The 20,110-nt window shown below is 57.8% G+C and carries 19 protein-coding genes; 13 read left to right on the top strand and 6 right to left on the bottom strand.

Going from position 1 to position 20,110, the window contains the following annotated elements; genetic code table 11:
- Together AC2FFP_RS22750 and AC2FFP_RS22745 are read left to right on the top strand one after the other, a co-directional pair.
- The coding region (locus AC2FFP_RS22750; protein ID WP_496845379.1) for a COG4223 family protein at positions 1-1,110 on the top strand (1,110 nt) is incomplete at its 5' end.
- Positions 1,111-1,120: 10 nt separating this feature from the next.
- On the top strand, positions 1,121-2,635 hold the full coding sequence (locus tag AC2FFP_RS22745) for a heme biosynthesis protein HemY (protein WP_496727306.1): 1,515 nt from the start codon (positions 1,121-1,123) through the stop codon (positions 2,633-2,635).
- Between the two features lie 4 nt (positions 2,636-2,639).
- Here AC2FFP_RS22745 and AC2FFP_RS22740 read toward each other — a convergent pair whose 3' ends face one another.
- The 5 genes from AC2FFP_RS22740 to AC2FFP_RS22720 all read right to left on the bottom strand — a co-directional run bounded on the left by AC2FFP_RS22740 (position 2,640) and on the right by AC2FFP_RS22720 (position 7,635).
- Positions 2,640-3,419: a citryl-CoA lyase gene (locus AC2FFP_RS22740; protein ID WP_496881546.1), complete on the bottom strand. Its 780-nt coding sequence runs from the start codon at positions 3,417-3,419 to the stop codon at positions 2,640-2,642.
- Entirely contained in the window at positions 3,416-4,603 is a 1,188-nt protein-coding gene (locus AC2FFP_RS22735) for a CaiB/BaiF CoA transferase family protein (RefSeq protein ID WP_496770708.1), read from the bottom strand. Before AC2FFP_RS22735 ends, AC2FFP_RS22740 begins: the two co-directional genes overlap by 4 nt.
- Positions 4,593-6,104, bottom strand: coding sequence for a tripartite tricarboxylate transporter permease (locus tag AC2FFP_RS22730; protein ID WP_058275183.1), 1,512 nt, complete (start codon positions 6,102-6,104; stop codon positions 4,593-4,595). Before AC2FFP_RS22730 ends, AC2FFP_RS22735 begins: the two co-directional genes overlap by 11 nt.
- A gap of 1 nt (position 6,105) precedes the next feature.
- On the bottom strand, positions 6,106-6,588 hold the full coding sequence (locus tag AC2FFP_RS22725) for a tripartite tricarboxylate transporter TctB family protein (protein ID WP_496727345.1): 483 nt from the start codon (positions 6,586-6,588) through the stop codon (positions 6,106-6,108).
- Between the two features lie 69 nt (positions 6,589-6,657).
- On the bottom strand, positions 6,658-7,635 hold the full coding sequence (locus AC2FFP_RS22720; RefSeq protein WP_058275185.1) for a tripartite tricarboxylate transporter substrate binding protein: 978 nt from the start codon (positions 7,633-7,635) through the stop codon (positions 6,658-6,660).
- A gap of 108 nt (positions 7,636-7,743) precedes the next feature.
- Between AC2FFP_RS22720 and AC2FFP_RS22715 the strand changes: the two genes are divergently transcribed.
- From AC2FFP_RS22715 to AC2FFP_RS22665, 11 genes are all read left to right on the top strand, one after another.
- Entirely contained in the window at positions 7,744-8,412 is a 669-nt protein-coding gene (locus tag AC2FFP_RS22715; RefSeq protein WP_496741847.1) for a response regulator transcription factor, read from the top strand.
- The gene (locus AC2FFP_RS22710; RefSeq protein WP_496881545.1) at positions 8,402-9,769 is read left to right on the top strand and encodes a sensor histidine kinase; all 1,368 of its coding nucleotides are present in this window, start codon (positions 8,402-8,404) and stop codon (positions 9,767-9,769) included. Before AC2FFP_RS22715 ends, AC2FFP_RS22710 begins: the two co-directional genes overlap by 11 nt.
- A complete protein-coding gene (locus tag AC2FFP_RS22705) occupies positions 9,748-10,755 on the top strand; it encodes an ABC transporter substrate-binding protein (RefSeq protein ID WP_496770712.1) in 1,008 nt (335 codons plus the stop codon). The genes AC2FFP_RS22710 and AC2FFP_RS22705 overlap by 22 nt, the downstream gene beginning before the upstream one ends.
- 140 nt (positions 10,756-10,895) lie before the next feature.
- Complete coding sequence (locus AC2FFP_RS22700; protein ID WP_496770714.1) at positions 10,896-11,993, top strand: MHYT domain-containing protein; 1,098 nt, start codon at positions 10,896-10,898, stop codon at positions 11,991-11,993.
- Between the two features lie 139 nt (positions 11,994-12,132).
- Positions 12,133-12,966: an FAD binding domain-containing protein gene (locus AC2FFP_RS22695; protein ID WP_496845378.1), complete on the top strand. Its 834-nt coding sequence runs from the start codon at positions 12,133-12,135 to the stop codon at positions 12,964-12,966.
- A gap of 14 nt (positions 12,967-12,980) precedes the next feature.
- Positions 12,981-13,475, top strand: coding sequence for a (2Fe-2S)-binding protein (locus AC2FFP_RS22690; RefSeq protein ID WP_496737340.1), 495 nt, complete (start codon positions 12,981-12,983; stop codon positions 13,473-13,475).
- Complete coding sequence (locus AC2FFP_RS22685) at positions 13,472-15,889, top strand: aerobic carbon-monoxide dehydrogenase large subunit (RefSeq protein WP_496770718.1); 2,418 nt, start codon at positions 13,472-13,474, stop codon at positions 15,887-15,889. The genes AC2FFP_RS22690 and AC2FFP_RS22685 overlap by 4 nt, the downstream gene beginning before the upstream one ends.
- A 106-nt stretch (positions 15,890-15,995) precedes the next feature.
- On the top strand, positions 15,996-16,862 hold the full coding sequence (locus tag AC2FFP_RS22680; RefSeq protein WP_496881544.1) for an AAA family ATPase: 867 nt from the start codon (positions 15,996-15,998) through the stop codon (positions 16,860-16,862).
- Positions 16,862-18,049: a vWA domain-containing protein gene (locus tag AC2FFP_RS22675; RefSeq protein WP_496881543.1), complete on the top strand. Its 1,188-nt coding sequence runs from the start codon at positions 16,862-16,864 to the stop codon at positions 18,047-18,049. The genes AC2FFP_RS22680 and AC2FFP_RS22675 overlap by 1 nt, the downstream gene beginning before the upstream one ends.
- A gap of 11 nt (positions 18,050-18,060) precedes the next feature.
- Positions 18,061-18,873, top strand: a complete 813-nt coding sequence (locus AC2FFP_RS22670) for an XdhC family protein (RefSeq protein ID WP_496881542.1) — start codon at positions 18,061-18,063, stop codon at positions 18,871-18,873.
- A 106-nt stretch (positions 18,874-18,979) separates the two neighbouring features.
- Positions 18,980-19,432, top strand: coding sequence for an SRPBCC family protein (locus tag AC2FFP_RS22665; protein ID WP_496881541.1), 453 nt, complete (start codon positions 18,980-18,982; stop codon positions 19,430-19,432).
- Positions 19,433-19,650: 218 nt separating this feature from the next.
- Here the strand turns inward: AC2FFP_RS22665 and AC2FFP_RS22660 are convergent.
- Positions 19,651-20,110: hypothetical protein (locus tag AC2FFP_RS22660; RefSeq protein ID WP_496770728.1), on the bottom strand; the 460-nt coding region annotated here is incomplete at its 5' end.

Here is a 20,110-nt window from a genome sequence, read left to right as displayed (position 1 = left end):
GAAGCAGAAGCAGAAGCAGAAGCAGAAGCAGAAGCAGAAGCAGAAGCAGAAGCAGAAGCAGAAGCAGAAGCAGAAGCCGCTGTGGAATTGACCCAGGAAGAGAACTCCGCTCCGCCGGAAGAAGCGCATCGTGAAGAGCCGCAGCAGGAAGAAAAACGCAGTGGATTTGTCCCCGCTTTGCTCGGTGGTGTGATCGCGGCGGGAATTGGATTTGCAGCTGGCAGCGCGGGCTTGTTTGGATCTGGCGATACAGATGCGCTTACCACGCTTGAGGCGAAGCTCAACGATCAGTCCACACAGATCGAGGCACTAACCAAGTCCCTGTCCGACACATCTGGCGTCGACAGCAAGATTGCAGCGCTGACCGATCAGGTGACACCGATCACCTCCGATCTGGATACGCTCAAATCCAGTGTCGATGAGTTGGCGGGCAAGATTGATCCTTTGGCCAGCCGCCTAAGTAAAATTGAAAGCGACGCGCTGACCCAAGGCGCGTCCCCCGAAGCGTCGGCAGCCTTTGAGGCCGAACTGAAGAAATTACAGGACTCACTGGCGGCGCAGCGGGCCGAAGTGGAAAAAATGGTGTCGGACGCACAAACGCTTGAGGCGAAAGCCTCGGCAGAGGCTCTGGCAGCGACCAACGCGGCGATCCTGTCGCGCCTGCATGGTCAACTGGATGCTGGTCAGCCTTACGCAGACCTTGTCGCCGAACTGAAGGCAGGCGGCGTTGATGTGCCTGAGGCGCTATCGGGCCCTGCCGATAAGGGCGTTGCAAGCGTATCGACCTTGCGGGCATCGTTCTCACCTGCTGCGCGAACCGCGTTGGCGGAGGCACGGGATGCGGACAAAGCCACCGGTCTGGTGGCATTCCTGCAGCGACAGACCGGGGCGCGTTCGGTCACCCCACAAGATGGCGATGGCCCGGATGCGATCCTGTCTCGTGCCGAGTCGGCTCTGTCCAGTGGCGACGTCTCAACGGCCCTGACCGAACTTAAATCCCTGCCCGAAGCGGCGCAGGCAGCTATGGCTGATTGGGAGCAGGCAGCACAGGCGCGGGTTTCCGCGGTGGATGCTGCCAATGCGCTTCAGCCTAGCGTGAACTCGAACTGAAGGACCTGCCATGCTGTGGTCACTGTTTAAGATTCTAGTTTTTGTTGCGATTATCGGTCTTCTGGCCGTGGGTGCCGGGCTCCTCATGGAAACCAGCGGTGGTGTACAGATCACAGCTGGCGGGACGGAGTACACTCTGGGGCCGTTGCAATCGGTCATCGCGCTGGGCGTTCTGGTTTTTGCAGTTTGGCTTTTGTTCAAGCTGCTGACCCTGTTGATCGCCACGCTGAAGTTCCTCAACGGGGACGAAACCGCCCTGTCGCGCTATTTCGACCGCAGCCGCGAGCAGCGCGGTTATCAAGCGTTGTCTGATGGGCTGATGGCGCTGGCCTCGGGCGAAGGTCGTGTGGCTTTGAACAAGGCCACCAAGGCGGAGCGGCTTTTGAACAAACCCGAGCTGACCAACCTGCTGGTGGCCCAGGCTGCCGAGATGAACGGCGATACCCAAAAGGCGGCTGACACCTACAAGAAACTGGTGACGGATAATGCAACTCGCTTTGTCGGTGTGCGCGGGATCATGAAGCAGAAACTGGCCGAAGGGGATGACGAAACCGCCCGCAAACTGGCCGAAAAAGCGTTGGCGATGAAACCGCGTCATCTGGAAACACAGGACATTCTGCTGGGTCTGCAGACCAAGGCGCAAGATTGGGCAGGCGCGCGGTCGACACTGACAGCCAAGTTGAAATCCGGCCACCTGCCGCGTGACGTGTTCAAGCGCCGTGATGCTGTGCTGGCCCTGTCCGAGGCCAAGGGAATTCTGGACGAGAACGCCACGGTTGAACAGCAAGAGCGCGCGATTGAGGCGAACCGCCTGTCTCCTGATCTGGTGCCGGCGGCTGCAATGGCAGCGCGCGCCTATATCGAGAAAGGCAAACCGCGCAATGCGACCAAGATCCTGAAAAAAGCGTGGGAGGTGCAGCCGCACCCCGATCTGGCCCATGTCTTTGCCGAGATTGCGCCGGATGAAACGCCACATGAACGGATCAAACGCTTTACCGCGCTAACCCGCATTCACCCTGAGAATATGGAAACCCGTCTGATTTTGGCGGAGCTGAACATCGTGGCCGAAGACTTCCCCGAGGCGCGCCGCGCGCTGGGCGATGTGGTCGAAAAGCAGGCGGATGCGCGCGGTTACACGTTGATGGCCGCTATTGAACGGGGCGAGGGGTCCTCGGACGCAGTGGTACAGGGTTGGCTGGCCAAGGCGCTGACTGCTCCGCGCGGGCCACAATGGGTCTGCGACAATTGTCATGACATTCAGCCCGAGTGGGCTCCGGTCTGTCAGAACTGCAGCAGCTTTGACACGCTAAGCTGGCAAACACCGCAAACGCCGGAAATCGCAAGCGCGACGGGTGTCCATATGCTGCCTCTGATTGTTGGTGCGTTGGAAGACAGCAGCGAGCCGGAAGCTGAGGTCGAGGTTGAAGTGGAAGACGTCGAGGAACCGGTTGATCCCGAGATCATCGAATTGGATGTGGAACCAGTCCGCCCCGACGTCGAACCCGTGGTCGAGAAACAGGCCTGACGCGCTATTCCTCAGGCGAGTTCCTGACATAAGTCCAGCGGTACGTCGGAGGTGTGGGGCCTTTGTTGCGGCCACCTTGCTGCATTTGCTCCCACGCATGTGCCAGTATGCCGACTGACCGGGAGAGGCAAAACAAACCACGCGCAAGCGGTGGTTCGAACCCAAGCTCTGCGTAGATGACAGCCGTGGCCCCGTCGATGTTCATCGGGACGGGTTTGCCTTTGCGACGTGCAAGCTCTGCTTCGATATCCAACGCGATTTTCCGGAAACGTCCGTCACAGGCGCCGCGTTCTACGGCCTCAGCGACCAGAGCCATCAGTCGCGGTGCGCGTGGATCGGTCGGTGTGTGAAACCGGTGGCCGAAACCCGGCAGTATCTTTCCGTGGTCGTCGATCCAGTTGTCAATCGCTGCACCGATCCCGCCCGAGTGGGACCCGACAAAGTGATACAGCTCAACCGCCTGCTCACCGGCGCCGCCGTGGATGTCGCCCAGCATGTTCACCGCGCTGGCCATTGCGTTGTTCAAAGGCAAACCGCAGGTCACTGCCATCCGAGCCGTCGCAATAGAAGGTGCCTGTGGTCCATGATCCACGGCGGCAACCAGGGCCGCTTCGATCAGATCTGCCTGTGCGGGTAACGGGCGGTTGCCGCGAACCAGAAACCAGATCATTTCAGCGAAACTGAGGTTGCCGATCAGGTCCTCGATGGGTTCACCGCGCAGGGCGATGCGTCCGGGTTCCATGTCAATGATAGATGTGCTCCACCAGTCGGAAACATCGCTCATATCACACCATCCTTAGCCAGTTCCTTGATCTCATTCGGTGACAAGCTAAGTTCGGACCAGATTGAATCGTTGTCCGCGCCCAATTCCGGCGGTGAGACTTTCGGCATATTTCGCTGCCCGTCCATCACCACGGGGCTGCCTGCCAGCTGCATGTCCTCTCCGTGCACGTGCAGAGATCCAATCAGCCCCCGGTTAGAGAGTTGTTCGTCCGCCAACGCCTCGGGGACTGTCAGCACTTGCCCCGTGGGAACGCCCAAGCCATTCAATTCGCTGACCCACTCGCTCGCGGGACGCAATTTCAGCGATTTCTCCAGCTCATCCCGCAAAGCGTGGCGGTTTCGTTTGCGATCTTCGCGTGTTGCATAGTCAGGGTCATCAAACAGGTCCTCGCGGCCAAGATGCCGGGCAAGCGCCTGCCATTGTTCATCGCGATTGGCGGCGATGTTGATCGGGCTGTCGGATGTGGCGAAGGTACCGGACGGTGCCGAGGTTGTGTTTTCATTGCCATGCGCGCCGGGCATCACACCGCCGACAAGGTAGTTGGACACAACCCATCCCATGGTCGAGATCACGGCCTCGGACATGGCAATATCCAGAAACGCGCCACGGGGAATTGCGTTCAATGCGGCACTCACCGCAAAGGCGGCCGTCAGCCCCCCGACCGTATCAGCCAGCGGATAGCCAACGCGGTAGGGCGCGGTGTCTGGTGCGCCGGTGATCGACATGACCCCGCTGATGCCCTGAACGATCTGGTCATAGGCCGGGTCGTCGCGGCGCGGACCGTCCTGCCCGAACCCGCTGATTGCACAATAGATCAAGGCAGGGTTTTCGGTACGAAGAACGTCATACCCCAGACCCAACCGATCCATCACGCCGGGCCGGAAGTTTTCAACCAGAACATCCGCCGTTTTAACAAGCTGCTTTAGCAGAGCCTTGCCCCGAATGGATTTCATATCCAGCGTGACCGATTTTTTCTGCGCGTTCTGCGCCAGAAAGCTGACCCCCATACCGGCTTTGTTCCGGTCAGGATCAGCCCCAAGCACACGCGCCAGATCACCGCTATTGGGGCGTTCGACCTTGATCACCTCGGCCCCCATCAGAGCCAGTTGGTAACAACAATACGGGCCAGCAAGCACGTTTGTCAGATCAAGGATCCGAACACCCCTAAGCGGTTCAGTCCCCATCAGCCACACCAGCGGCCCGTGCCCGTGCACGACGTGCGCGGTAGCTGGGCAGCAGAACCAGCAGGACGGCAATGGCAAGCAGTCCCAGGGTCATCGGACGTTCCCAGATAAACGCGATGCCATCATAGAGCTGCATCGAACGCGAAAAGTTATCCTCCATCATGCCGCCAAGGATGAACCCGATTAGCAAGGGGGCCAGCGGATAGTCTGCGAATTTCAACGCCGTTGCGCATACGCCGAAACCCACCAAGATCAGCAATTCGGTGGCATTGTTCTGCCCAATATAGGCCCCCATCAGCGTGAAGAACAAAATGAACGGGATCAAATAGTTGCGCGGAACTGCCAGCACTTTGGCAATGTAGGGGATCAGCGGCAGGTTCAGGATCAGCAGGACGAGGTTGCCAATGAACATCGACATGATCACCGCCCAAAAGATCTGAGGTTCATCCAGCATAAGACGCGGACCCGGGGTGACGTTCAGGGCAATCAAGGCACCCAGCAGGATCGCGGTCGTTCCGGAACCGGGAATGCCCAATGTCAGCAACGGCACGAAAGATCCGGTGCAAGCCGCATTATTCGCCGATTCAGGCGCGGCCAGACCTTTGATCGAGCCTTTGCCGAATTCCTCCTGCTCATCCTTGGGGGCAATGTTCCGTTCCACCGCATAGCCGAGGAAACTTGCAATTGTCGCGCCCGCGCCGGGCAGGACGCCAATAAAGAAGCCCTGCACCGATTGACGGCCGATGACCGGGGTGATGGCCTTTGCCTCGGCCTTGGTTATGCGCAGATCCTTGATCTTACCGTCATCACCTTTCAGGTCCTTGGGTTTAAGCACCAGGAACAACGCCTCGGGCAGGGCGAACATCGCCATGGCCAGAGTGATGAAGCCAAACCCGGATTGCAGGTCCATGATACCCATTGTGAAACGCGGAAGATTGAACAGGGCACCTTCTCCGACAGTGGCCATGATCAATCCCATGGTCGTCATGATGATGGCCTTGGCCACTTGCCCCGAACCGGCAAAGGCTGCGATGGCCGAAAGACCTACCACCATCAGCGCGAAGTATTCGGCTGAATGGAACAGCAGAGCGACCGAAGACAGTGCCGGAGCAAAGACCATCAGCAAAATGGCACCGATCGTGCCGCCTGCGAAACTGGCGATTGCTGCGATGGTCAGGGCCTTGCCCGCCTTCCCCTGCCGGGCCATTGGGTAACCGTCAAAGCTTGAGGCCACGGTGCCCGCGACCCCCGGCGCATTCAGCAGAATGGACGACGTCGAGCCGCCGAAGATCGCGCCATAGTAAACGCCTGCCAACAGGATCAGTGCGGCGGATGGATCGCCCATCGAAATAGCAACCGGGATCATGATTGCGATGATCGACATTGGGCCCAGACCCGGAAGCATGCCGATAAACGTGCCGATCAGGCATCCGGCTACGACCATCAGCAGGTTTTGAATTGAGAATGCCGTTTGCAGGCCGATCAGAAGTCCTTCTAGCATGTCAGCCTCCAAACACGCCCGGCAGGGGGCGCATATAAATTCCAAGAACTTCCTGAACCAGATACCAGACGGATCCGGTTGCCACGAACGCGACAGGCAGCATGATGTGCCACTTGCGTTCGCCCAGAATGAAGGACCCGAGGATCAGGAAACTGGATGTCGCGATCAGAAAACCGACCGGGCGCAGGCACAGGGCATAGACAACCATCAGCACAAGAAGAGAAATTGCCTGACCCAGGTGATACTCCCCAAGTCTGCGGTAATCGATATCGGCCTCTTTGACTTCGCTCTTTTCCAAGCCAAGCAGGATGATTGAACACGCGACCACGCCCAGAATAGACAGCACCTTTGGAAACGTGCTGGGCCAAATCGGATTTCTCTGCATGAAAGGAGGAAGACTTCCGTCCATCGTGAACCAGGCGGTGTACCCATATGTTAGGCAAACACCTAGCAAAATAAGCGCGATCCAACGATCCAGCGCCATAACGTCCCCTCCCGTGTATCTTGGTTCTTTGGGACGGCAGAGCGACCGAACGCTCTGCCGTAGATTGCTTTAGAGGAAGCCCAGCTTCTTCATCAGGTCGCTGATCTGCTGTTCCTGACCTTCCAGAAACGCTTCGAAATCGGCACCCGAGTTGTGGATGTTGACCCAGCCGTTACGGGCACGAACCTCTTCCCATTCGGGCGTATCGTACATCTTGGCGATGGCTTGCTGATAGGCGGCCAGCTTGTCCTCGGGCAGGCCGGGGGCAGCAAAGAATCCACGCCAGTTCACGAAAGTGGTGTCGATGCCCTGTTCTTTCATGGTCTGTGCGTCAGGTGCTGCATCAACGCGTTCCTCTGCGGTCACACCGATGATTTTAACCTCACCCGCGTTGGCCAGATCGACGGCTTCCGAGAAACCGGTCGACAGTGCGGCGATCTCACCCGACAGCAAGGCAGCCATAGCTTTTCCGCCCGCGTCATAAGGGATGTATTTAACGCCCAGTGCGTCCTTGCCAGCGGCTTCCATAACCATTGCAGCGACCAGATGGTCCATGCCGCCCGGAACCGAGCCGCCACCGATTGCGGTCGCACCCGGATCAGCGTCATAGGCGGCCAGCAGATCGGCCATCGAGTTGATCGGGCTGTCTTTGCCCACAACAATCGCCGCGTAGTCGCCGATTGTGCCTGAAACCAGCGTCAGGTCACGGAAGTTATGTGGGAACACGCCAGTCAGCGAGCGGATCACGATGGGGGTCGAGTTGACCATCAGTGTGCCGTGGTTGCTGTCGGCGTTTTCGATCAGGAAACCGATGGCTTTACCGCCGCCGCCGCCCGACATGTTCTCGTAGGACGCGGTTCCGACCAGACCTGCATTGGTCAGGGCCTCGCCGGTTCCCCGGGCGGTTCCGTCCCAGCCACCGCCGGCGCCGCCGGGGATCAGAAAGTGGATGCTGTCGACGACTTCTTCGGATGCGGCAGGTCCAACCAGACCAATTGCTGCAACAGCTGCGATCAGGGCCCGACGGCCCAGGTTAAATGTTGTCATTATGTCCTCCCATTTGACAACTGGCCGCTCAGCGGCACAGATTATCCTGCACCTAAACACGTCAACCTGACATCAACCTGTCATGTAAAAAGAAACTGTCCGCAGCCCATGAAATTTCTGCTTGTCGAAGACAATCTCGACCTCGCGAATGCGATCAGGTCCCGTATGCAGCTGGATGGCCATGTCGTTGATCACGCAGCGAATTTAGAGGACGCCCGGGCCTTTGTTTCGACTGAGGAATACGATCTGATCCTTCTGGACATTATGCTGCCCGATGGGGACGGGCGCGAGTTCCTCAGACAACATCGCGCCAGCCGTTTGGATACTCCGGTGATCGTTCTGACCGCGCGCAGTCAGGTTTCGGATCGAATCGGTTCGCTTGATCTGGGGGCGGATGACTATGTGACCAAACCCTTCGACCATGCCGAGCTAGAAGCCCGCTGCCGCGCCGTTCTGCGTCGGAAGTCCGGAAGCGCGAAATCGACGATTGAAATCGGCGGTATCGTTTTTGACCCGGTTGCTGGTCATTTGATCGTCGACGGTGCAACACTGTCGCTTCGCAATCGCGAGCTGAGAATGATCGAACTGTTCATCAACGCGCCGGGTCAGGTGTTTTCCAAGCAAAAACTCGCAGACAGGCTGTTTTCGTATGATGACAACGTGTCGGACAATGCGATTGAGGTCTATGTCGGACGCCTACGAAAGCATCTTGAAAAATCCGGCATGAAAATCACTACGTTGCGCGGGCTGGGATACAGGTTGGATCATGACGACTAGTCCAACCGTTTCGGGATCATTAAGAAACCGACTGGTGTTGACGCTGATCGGCGGAGCAGCGGTCCTGGCGGTTCTCTTGTTCCTGACGGTGCGCAGCTATGCTGCAAAGGTCGCCCAGCAGGGTCAGGACGATATATTGGGGGCGTCCGTCTCTTCAATCCTTGATGCTGCCGCACTCAGGGATGGTCAGCTTGAGGTGGATATCCCCTATGCCGCGTTTTCTATGCTCAGCACGCCGTCGGATGACCGGGTGTTCTATGCCATTTATCAGGATGGAGAATTCCTGTCCGGCTACGATGATCTGAGCCTAACAGATGGCCCGATTGAAGGTAGATGGGCCTTTCAAACCGGCGAGGTGCGCGGCGAACGTGTCCGCCAGGTCAGCGCCAGCCGAACGCTTGTCGGCTTGGGCCGCCAGACTGAGATTGAGGTCGCGTTGGGGCAAACACAAGACGCGTTGTCGGATACGCTGGACCAGATTTCACGCAACGCGGCATATTTGGGGATCGGGTTCTTTCTGTTGACCGCCGCGCTATCGTTCTGGGTGACATCCTCAACGATCGGCCAGTTGAACAAACTGACGACCTCGGTCACACGCAGAGGTCCGCAGGATCTAAGTCCGTTCAAAAAACCCGTACCGAAAGAGATGGCGCCGCTAGTGACGTCGCTGAACTCGCTCATGGGTCGTCTGGACCAATCGCTTAGCCAATCCGAGGACTTTATCGCCGAAGCCGCGCACCGGGTGCGAACGCCGCTTGCGACCGTCAGGTCATATGCCGAGGCAACCCTTCATCGTGTTGATCGCGAAGATAACCGCGAGGCCTTGAAGGCCATGGTGCGGGCCATCGACGAAAGCTCACGTGCAGCGGGGCAGTTGCTGGATCACGCCATGATCACCTTTCGGGCGGATCATTTGGAACGTGAAGAGATTGATCTGGTCGTTCTGATCCGCGATCTGGTGCAGCGTCTGATCCCGATTGCCGAAATGAAAGAGTTGACGCTTTCCCTGTCGGGTGAGCCGTCGGTTCCTTACTCGGGCGACTCGATCCTGATCCAGAATGCTGTGCGAAATATGGTTGATAACGCGATGAAATACGCGCCATCTGACAGCGCTGTTGAGATCACGATCATCGCGCATCCCGAACCCCAGATACAGGTGCGCGACTCGGGTCCTGGCTTTCCGCCCGATGAAATCGCTACGCTGACGCGCCGGTTCGAACGCGGACAAAACGCGGTTGGGACCATCGGGTCCGGGCTGGGGTTGACGATCGCGCAGGATGTGGCAACGGCGCATGGAGGTTCGTTGATCCTCAAAAACCGATCAAAGGGGGGCGCATGCGTTATCTTATCGCTTTAATATTGTTGGCTGTTCCCTGCTTCGGATGGGCCGACGATTGGGAAGACCGTCTGGTCTTTAATGAAAGCGCCGAAGGACCACGCCTTCGTGTGATTTCCAGCACCGATACTGTTTTGTTCGCTCCGGTGATCGAGGGTTTTGTCGCTGAAAACCCTATGGTTAGTGTCGAATACCTCGTCTCCGGAACCGCTGACATAAACAGGCGAGTCCGCGCAACGCCCGATGCCTTCGACGTGATCATTTCCAGTGCCATGGACCTGCAATTGAAATTGGCAAATGACGGCTTTGCCCTGCCTATTGACGATGTACAGGTGCCACACTGGGCACAATGGCACCACAGCCTTTTCGCATTCACCTCGGAACCCGCGACAATCGTGATCAACCGAACCGCGTTTGAAGGACAGCCTATCCCCCAGACCCGGCAAGGTCTGATCGAGGCCTTGCGCAAACGACCCGAAGAATTTCGCGGCAAGGTCGGCACCTATGACGTGCGCCAGTCTGGTTTGGGATATCTGTTTGCAACCCAGGATGCGCGCGCGTCTGAGACGTATTGGCGCTTGATGGAGGTTATGGGCGGCCTGGATGTGCGGCTTTATTGCTGTTCGGGCGAAATGATCAATGACCTAGCGGATGGCTCGATCCTGGTTGCTTACAATGTTCTGGGCAGTTACGCCGCCGTCCGCACCGAGGGCAAAGACGCACTTGAGGTCGTGTTACCGTCTGATTTTCAAACAATTATGATGCGCACGGCAATGGTTTCGAATGCCACCCCAGAACCCAAAGCTGCGGAGATGCTGTTACGTTACCTCGTAACTGAGCGACCAGCCGTGGTCGAAGGGGCCAGCCCGCTTCCTCTTTTGCAGCCGAGTGATAGCTCAGACGGGCGCGAGACAATCGGTCTTGATCCCGCGTTACTGACCTTTCTTGACGGGTTGAAACGAACAAAGTTCCTTTCTGCGTGGGAAGATGCCGTTATTCAGGAGTAACACCGCAACCTGAGGCCGACGGGTCGGTAAAAACCGAAACCGGCACCGATGCTGTTGGAATTCCTTTCCAACATGTAATTGTCCCAATTAAATCCGTTTGCTAACGTCACCCACGCGTCGGGGAGGGCGTGTAAATCCAAATGTTGGACTACTCTCATAACACGTGGCTTGTGGCGGCGTCTTTGGCCGTTGCGATGATGGCCGGGTTCACCGGGCTTTATCTGACGCATGGGGCCTCAAAACTGGACGACCAAAAACGCAAGCTGGTCGTGGCGTTGGCCGCGATCATTCTGGGCGGTGGAATATGGTCGATGCATTTTGTGGCCATGCTGGGGCTACAGTTGCCGATCCTGTTTTATTATGACGCCCTGATCACCCTGATTTCCGCACTGGTTGCGATCCTGATGGTTGGTTTGGCACTGCTGATCCTGCATTTCCGTCCCCGTACGATGGGAACGATTGTCGGTGCGGGAGTGATCGTGGGGCTTGGAATTGTCGTTATGCACTATGTCGGCATGGCCGGGATGGAGCTGTGCCGCCCAGTCTACAACGCTTGGGATGTCGTGATTTCGACCCTAGCCTCGGTCGTTCTGTCGGTGCTGGCAATCTGGGCGGCCTATGACAACCGAACGCAACGCAATATTCTGCTGGGAACGGTGTGTTTCGGGTTGGCGGTATTCACCATGCACTTCGTCGCCACCGGCCTGACTGATTTTGTCGCAAGCGATACCGCCGGTCGCGCCGGACCTGCGCTAAACAATCAGGTGCTGGCGATGGGGGTCACGGTTTCCGTGTTCCTGATCTGTGGTGCATTCCTGCTAACGGGCATCACCTTCATCGAACCTGCGGCAGCAGACGTATCGCCCAGCGCGCCGGCACCTGCCCCGGAACCAGAGCCCACGTTGCGGGCCGGGGTTCCGTTTGAGCGGGAAGGACAAACCTTTTTCGCCCAGCCTTCCAATATCGCCGCCATCCGGGCCGAAGGACACTATACCGTTCTCTACATGAACGCCGAGAAACTGTTCTGCCCGTGGTCTATTACCGAAGCTGAATCGCGCCTGGTGCCTGACGGGTTTTTGCGGGCTCATCGCAGTTATCTGGTGAACCCTAAACATGTCTCGCGGTTTGAAAGACACAAGGACAACGGCACTTGTTACTTCGACGGGGTCGATGCGTTGACCAAGGTGCCGGTCAGCAGATCACGTCTGACAGACATACGCGAAGCGCTGGGCCTGTAGTCGCAGTTCGTGCAGCCCATTCGCATTTGGTGAAACAAGCTGCGCGCCCCGTTTTCACTGGCTGGAATGGCCAAGCTTACCGTACTTTTCTTACCGCAGGTCCCCCAAGGCACAACGTCCGGACCCAGGGAGGAAAAACATGATACCAGCCGGTTTTGAGTATCACCGGCCAGGCGATATCGCCTCGGCCATTGGCATTTTGCAGGAACATGGAGACGAGGCGCGCGTGATCGCAGGCGGGCACAGCCTGATTCCGATGATGAAGTTGCGCATGGCCGAGATGGGCCATCTGGTTGATCTGCAAGCGATCGAAGAGCTCAAAGGCATCGAGGTTGGTGCCGACACGGTTTCGCTTGGCGCAATGGTGACCCAGCATGAGCTGATCACTCATGACGGCTTGGCTACAGCCATTCCGTTGATCCGAGAGGCCGCGCTGCAGATTGCGGACCCTCAGGTGCGCTATGTGGGAACTGTCGGTGGTAACGTCGCCAATGGTGATCCGGGCAATGATATGCCGGGGTTGATGCAATGCCTGAACGCGACGTTCGAACTGTCTGGCCCGGATGGCCGCCGCAGTGTCGCCGCACGTGAGTTTTATGAGGCTGCGTATTTCACTGCGCGTGACGATGAGGAAATCCTGACCCGTATTTCGATCCCGGTTCCAGGCGCGGGTGTGGGCCAGGCCTATGAGAAGCAAAAACGCAAGATCGGCGATTACGCGACGGCCGCAGCTGCGGTGGTGGTCGGCAATGGTCAGGCTTCCGTCGCGATGACCAATCTGGCGGACACACCCGTCTGGTCTGAAAGCGCAAGCAATGCGCTGGCCGACGGAGACGTCAGCGGCTGCGTCGCCGCGATGCTCGAAGCCATCGACCCGGTGGCCGACAATCGTGGCCCCGTCGAATTCAAGAAACACGTGGCCGCTGTGATGCTGCGCCGCGCCATCGAACGCGCGCAAAGCCGCGCGGATTGAGGGGAGGAACAACGATGTCAAAAATGCACGTAAAACTCACCGTGAACGGCAAGCAGGTCGAAGGTCTGGCCGAGCCGCGCACGCTGTTGATCCATTTCCTGCGGGAAGATTTGAAAATCACAGGCCCGCATATCGGATGCGAAACCAGCCATTGCGGGGCCTGTACCGTGGATATCGACGGCAAGTCCGTCAAGTCCTGTACGACCTTTGTGGCACAGGTGAACGGGGCCGATATCACTACTGTCGAAGGGCTGACCAATGACGACGGCAGCCTCGGGGTTCTGCAAGAGATGTTCCGCGAACATCACGGGCTGCAATGCGGCTTTTGCACGCCGGGCATGATCACCCGCGCGCATCGTCTTCTGCAAGAAAACCCGAACCCGTCCGAGGAAGACATCCGCTTTGGCATGTCCGGCAACCTGTGCCGCTGCACCGGATATCAGAACATCGTCAAGGCGATCGCGGCATCTGCCGACATGCTAAACGCTCAGAAGGAGGCTGCGGAATGAACGACCAGACTCTGACCCCCGAAGAACGCGTCGCCAACCTCAAAGGGATGGGCAGTTCGCGCAAGCGCGTCGAAGATGTGCGCTTTACCCAAGGCAAGGGCAACTACGTCGATGACATCAAGATGGACGGGATGCTGTTCGGTGCCTTTGTCCGTTCGCCTTATGCCCACGCCCGCGTTGTCAGTGTGAACAAAGACGCCGCACTGGCCGTGCCTGGCGTTGTTGCTGTGTTGACGGCCGAGGACCTGGCTCCGCTGGGTTTGCACTGGATGCCGACGCTGGCAGGTGACAAGCAGATGGTGTTGGCCGATGGCAAAGTTCTGTTCCAGGGTCAGGAAGTCGCCTATGTCGTCGCCGAAAATCGGTACATCGCAGCAGATGCGGCAGAGCTGGTCGAGGTTGACTACGAAGAACTGCCTGTTCTGACCGATCCTTTCGAGGCGCTGAATTCGGACGTTGTCCTGCGTGAAGACCTTGCGGGTCAGACCGAGGGTGCCCATGGCCCGCGCAAGCATCACAACCACATCTTCACGTGGGAACAGGGCGACAAGGACGCCACCGAAGCAGTTCTGGGTGAGGCCGATGTCGTGGCCGAAGAGATGGTTTACTACCATCGGACCCACCCATGCCCGCTGGAGACCTGCGGCTGCGTCGCTTCAATGGATAAAGTCACCGGCAAGCTGACGCTCTATGGCACCTTCCAAGCCCCCCATGCGATCCGGACTGTTGTGTCGCTGATCTCGGGTCTGGCCGAGCACAATATCCGAGTCATCAGCCCTGATATCGGTGGTGGCTTTGGTAACAAGGTTGGTGCCTATGCCGGCTATGTCTGCTCGGTCGTCGCCTCGATTGTCACCGGCCAACCAGTGAAATGGGTTGAGAACCGGATGGAAAACCTGATGTCCACCGCCTTTGCCCGCGATTACTGGATGCAGGGCAAGATCGCTGCGACCAAGGATGGCAAAATCACTGGCCTTTGGTGTCATACCACGGCGGATCATGGTGGATTTGACGCCTGTGCCGACCCGACCAAATTCCCGGCTGGTTTCATGAACATCTGCACTGGGTCATATGACATCCCAACTGCCTATCTGGCTGTGGATGGGGTTTACACCAACAAGGCACCGGGCGGTGTTGCCTATCGTTGTTCCTTCCGCGTGACCGAGGCGGCCTATTTCATCGAACGGATGATCGAGGTTCTGGCCATCAAGCTGAACATGGACGCGGCCGAGCTGCGCCGGATCAACTTTATCCGCAAAGATCAGTTCCCGTATCAATCGGCGCTGGGTTGGGAATATGACTCGGGCGACTATCACACCGCTTGGGACAAGGCACTGAAGGCCGTCGATTATGACGGCTTGCGCGCAGAACAGGCTCAACGGATTGAGGACTTCAAAGCCGGAAAGACCCGCAAACTGCTGGGCATCGGCCTGACGCATTTCACCGAAATCGTCGGGGCCGGACCGGTTAAGAACTGCGATATCCTTGGGTTGGGTATGTTCGACTCATGCGAAATCCGGATTCACCCAACCGGTTCCGCCATTGCAAGGTTGGGGACCATCAGCCAGGGTCAGGGTCACGCCACGACTTTTGCCCAGATCATCGCTAGTGAGATCGGCTTGCCTGCCGACGACATCACGCTGGAGGAAGGTGACACGGACACCGCGCCTTACGGCCTTGGGACGTACGGCTCTCGTTCCACGCCTGTGGCGGGTGCTGCAACAGCGATGGCAGCGCGTAAAATCCGCGCCAAGGCGCAGATGATCGCGGCTTACCTGCTTGAGGTCCATGACGACGATGTCGAGTGGGACGTAGACCGGTTCTCGGTCAAAGGTGCGCCAGAGCGATTCAAGACGATGAAGGAAATCGCTTTCGCCGCTTACAATCAGGCGATCCCAGGGCTGGAACCCGGTTTGGAGGCCGTCAGCTACTATGACCCGCCAAACATGACCTACCCGTTCGGCGCCTATGTCTGCGTTATGGAGATCGACGTGGATACCGGCGAATGGGACGTTCGGCAGTTCTACGCACTGGACGACTGTGGAACCCGGATCAACCCGATGATCATCGAAGGGCAGGTCCATGGTGGCGTGACCGAGGCGCTGGCCATCGCGATGGGTCAGGAGATTGCCTATGATGAGATGGGCAACGTGAAGACCGGAACCCTGATGGACTTCTTCCTGCCCACGGCATGGGAGACGCCCAACTACACCACTGATCACACGGTGACGCCGTCCCCGCATCATCCGATCGGTGCCAAGGGCGTGGGTGAGAGCCCGAACGTCGGCGGTGTACCTGCGTTCTCGAACGCGGTGCATGATGCGTTCCGGCCCTTTGGGTTGGTGCAAAGCCATATGCCGCATGATCATTGGCGGATCTGGAAGATCGCCAATGGGTTGGGGATGCACGGGTAAACGGTTTCGAACCGGCTGTTGCCGGTCCGACCGAACGGAGGGGGTTTTACCCCCTCCGAACCTCCCCCGGGATATTTTTTGGCCAGATGAAGATTGGATCCTGGTTTTGACTTTGAGTGATGTTCAGAATGGATTGGCCGCGCAGGGCTATGTTTCCGATGACCGGTTGGCGATGGCGCTGCATTTGGCACAGCAACTTGGGCGGCCATTGTTGTTGGAAGGTCCTGCTGGCGTTGGAAAGACCGAAGTGGCCAAGGCCCTCGCTGCGTGGCAGGACGCCCGGCTGATCCGGCTGCAATGTTATGAAGGGCTCGATGCCAGTCATGCCATTTATGAATGGAACTATCAGCGTCAGCTTCTGGCGATCCGAGCGAGCGAGGCGCAGGGCGGAACGAGCGAAGCACAGCTTTTCTCAGATGAATATCTGCTGAAACGTCCCCTGTTAGAGGCCATTTCGCAAGATGCCCCTCCGGTTTTGCTAATTGATGAAATTGACCGGGCCGACGAAGAGTTCGAGGCGTATTTGTTGGAAATCCTCTCGGACTTCCAAATCACAATTCCCGAACTGGGCACGATCCCGGCGCGTACAAAGCCGACCGTTATTCTGACGGCGAATGGCACGCGGGACTTGTCCGATGCACTGCGCCGCCGGTGCCTGTACAGTTTCCTTGACTACCCGTCGCGTGAAACCGAAATAGCAATCTTGACAGCCCGCATGCCCCAGGTTGAAGCGCAGTTGGCACGCCAGATTGTTGGCGTCGTGCAGGCTTTGCGCAAAGAAGACTTGGAGAAGACTCCCGGCATTGCCGAGATGCTGGACTGGGCGGCAGCCCTTTCAGGATTGGGTGTTAACGACATGGCGAAGTCCCGCGAAGAGGTTCAGGCGACTCTTGTCTGTCTTCTGAAAACCGCAGCCGATTATGACGCGGCCCCGCCTGAAGTGATGGATCGCCTGATTGGAAAGGTGGCGTGATGCAGGTCACACGCTTCCCCTCTCGTGCCTCTGGTCTGGCGGACCGCATGTCTGGTTTCATTGCACATTTGCGCATGAACGGGATGCGCGTCGGACCGGCAGAGACCGGGGATGCCTTGGCGGTGCTGGCGGAAGTAGAGGCGACGGATCTGCCGCAGGCCAGACAGGCCCTGTGTGTATTGCTGGCCGGTGACGCGGAAGACTGGCGACGGTTTGACGATCTTTTCGATGCATATTGGCTAAATGCCGGGAAACAACGGACCGGAATGGCGCAAACCGCGCATGTTCGGGTGCAATCCGCCAAGCCGATGATCTGGCAGCAAGAAAGCCAAGACATTCAGGAAATCAGTTCCGATTCGGATCAGGACGTAACCCCTGATCCGGGCGACGGGGAGGCCGTGGGGAGAGACGGTAAGCTGATTGCGACCCGTACGGCCAACCTTTCGCGTCGGGATTTGCGTGAGCTGATGGATGAAGACGTGCTGAAGCAGGCCGAACAGGCCGCAACTGCTCTGGCGCGTGCCATCCGCGATCGCCGCTCGCGCAGGCGGAAAAAAGCGTTGCGGGGCCCTGCTCTGGACATGCGTCGCATACAGCGCGCCAGCCTTGCACGAGGCGGCGAGCCGATGGACCTGTATCGTCGCGCCCGCCCACCGCGTCCGATGCGGATCGTTGCACTGTGCGATGTAAGCGGCTCGATGACGGTATATTCGCGAGTTTTTCTGGCCTTCCTCAAGGGTCTGATCGGCAGTGGAACAGAGGCGGACGCATATCTGTTCCATACGCGCTTGATGCGCGTCACGGATGCATTGCGCGACCACGATTCGCTGCGCGCAGCAGGGCGGTTGTCGCTGATGGCCGAAGGGTTTGGCGGAGGCACGGATATCTCAGGCAGTCTTGAGTATTTTCTAAATGGATATGGTGCGCGCGCACTGAACGGCCGGACCATCGTACTGATCCTGTCAGACGGGTATTGCAGCTCGGATTCGCAAGCGTTGGGCGGTGTATTGGCTCGGATTCGACGCAAGGCCCGGCGGATCGTCTGGCTGAACCCGCTGAAGGGCTGGCACGACTACCAGCCCATTGCCGCCGCAATGCAGGCAGCTGAGCCGTATCTGGACGCGCACCTGCCCGCAAATACGCTTGATGCGCTGGCGGCGCTGGAGCCGCAATTCCGTAAGCTGTGAAAGGAGCCCACATGGCAAGCTTCGACATATTCGACACGATTGAGCAGCTGCGCAAAACTGATGAAGCCTTTTGCGTGGCCACGGTGTTGCGGACTGCGGATGCAACTTCGGCGAAAGCCGGGGGCAAGGCTGCGATTACAAAAGATGGACGGATCCTGGGCCATTTGGGCGGGGGCTGCGTTCAACGTGCGGTTCGATCCTCGGCCCAGCAGGCGTTGGCCAGTGGTTCGCCGCAAATGATCCGGGTCAAACCTTCGGAAAAGGTGGTGAACATGGCCGATCCTGATGGCATTCAGACGTTCAAAAGCGGTTGCCCGTCCGGCGGCACTGTCGATCTGCTTGTCGAGCCGTATCAGCACGCACCGCGATTGGTGATTTTTGGCGAGTCGCTGATTGCAGTGGCACTGGCCGCCCATGGGGCACTGGCTGGGTTTCGCGTGTGTCTCAGTGACGCGTCAGAGACAGAAGGTGACTTTCAACGGTTCACTCTGGATTCCGTCCAAAACCTAGGGATTGAGCCGCGGGACTTCGTTGTCGTGGCTTCGCAAGGACAGGGCGATGCCGCCGCCCTAGCCGCCGCTCTGCAAACGGACGCCAAGCGGGTGTCGATGGTGGCCAGCCATCGCAAGGCCGAAACGCTGGTGGCCAAGCTGATATCGCAAGGTTTGGACCCGATACGAGCTGCGCGGCTGAAGTCACCGGCAGGTCTGAACATCCACGCGATCGACCCGCATGAGATCGCCGTGTCGATCCTGGCTGAAATTGTACTTTGGCGAAACAGTGACAAATCCAAAACGGAGTCCCATGATGAGAAACGTGCTTAAGCGCCTGAGGTCCCTGTGGCCCGCGCGTCCCGAACAAACTCCGGAAGAGGCGACAGAGACCGCACTTCTGGTTTATCCAAGATGCTGTTGAACAAAGGAAAATTGAATGGAACTGAGTGACGAAGTCCGCATCTCTGCACCGCGGGATGTGGTTTACAAGGCTCTGAATGACCCCGAAATCCTGCAGGAGTGCATTCCGGGATGCGAAGAGTTGATCCAGAATTCGCCCGAAGATCTGGAAGCCAAGGTGGTCCTGAAGATCGGACCCGTCAAAGCCCGGTTTGCGGGCGCTGTGACTCTGGACAACAGTAATGCTCCAGACGGGTTTTCTTTGACCGGGGAAGGCAAGGGTGGCGCTGCCGGATTTGCCAAGGGCGGTGCCGACGTGACGCTGACCGAAGACGGGGACGAAACTGTTTTGGCTTATACTGCCAAGGTCGACGTTGGTGGAAAAATCGCCCAATTGGGCAGCCGCCTGATCGCTGGAACGGCAAAAAAGCTGTCGGGCAAGTTCTTTACCCGTTTTGGCGAGGTTGTTTCTGAACAATCCGTTACTTGAAACTAAGTCTTACGCTGACGCTCTTTTTGGAATAAACCGACAACATATGCGAAGCTGCCGCGACAGGGATAAACCCCTGTCGCGCTTTTCTTTCGGGCGCAAACTAAGGCTGGCTTACAAAGTTAAACTGATTTCAATAAAGTAATTTGTTTCGCAATTCTAAAATGGCTTTGCTGTCTTAGTTCCGGTACTTATTTGCGTCAGTATTTTGTCGCGGGCTAGAATAGAAAATCGTCCGATCGGCCTTCAAAGTAGCCATGGTTTATGAAATGCTCGGTCGCTGCTTGATGGTCATTTCCGAATGCAGCCTGTAGGTCCGCATAGTTTGCCAGGTAAGTTTCAGCGTCAAAGGTGTCTTTGCTTCGCCCCTCCTGAACACCATGTGCAATAAAATGTGTCGCGCCTGCATCTGAATCAGCCCCAAACGCATTGATCAAATCGACGTGCGAAGCAATATACTCCAGACCATCGAATGCGGTTTCGCGACCCTCTGCGCGACCGTGGAAAATAAAGTGATTTGCACCTGCTTCGGCATCGGCTTTGAAAGTTTGGATGAGATCATTGTGCGAGGCGATGTATTCCAGGCCGTCAAACGTCTGTATTCTTCCTTCGGTGTTACCGTGGGAGATAAAGTGGCGCGTACCAGCGTCACTATTTGCTCCGAATGCTTGGATGAGA

It is taken from the genome of Ruegeria sp. YTSC004 (genome assembly GCF_059609805.1).
This window is presented reverse-complemented; position numbering and strand designations above follow the sequence as displayed.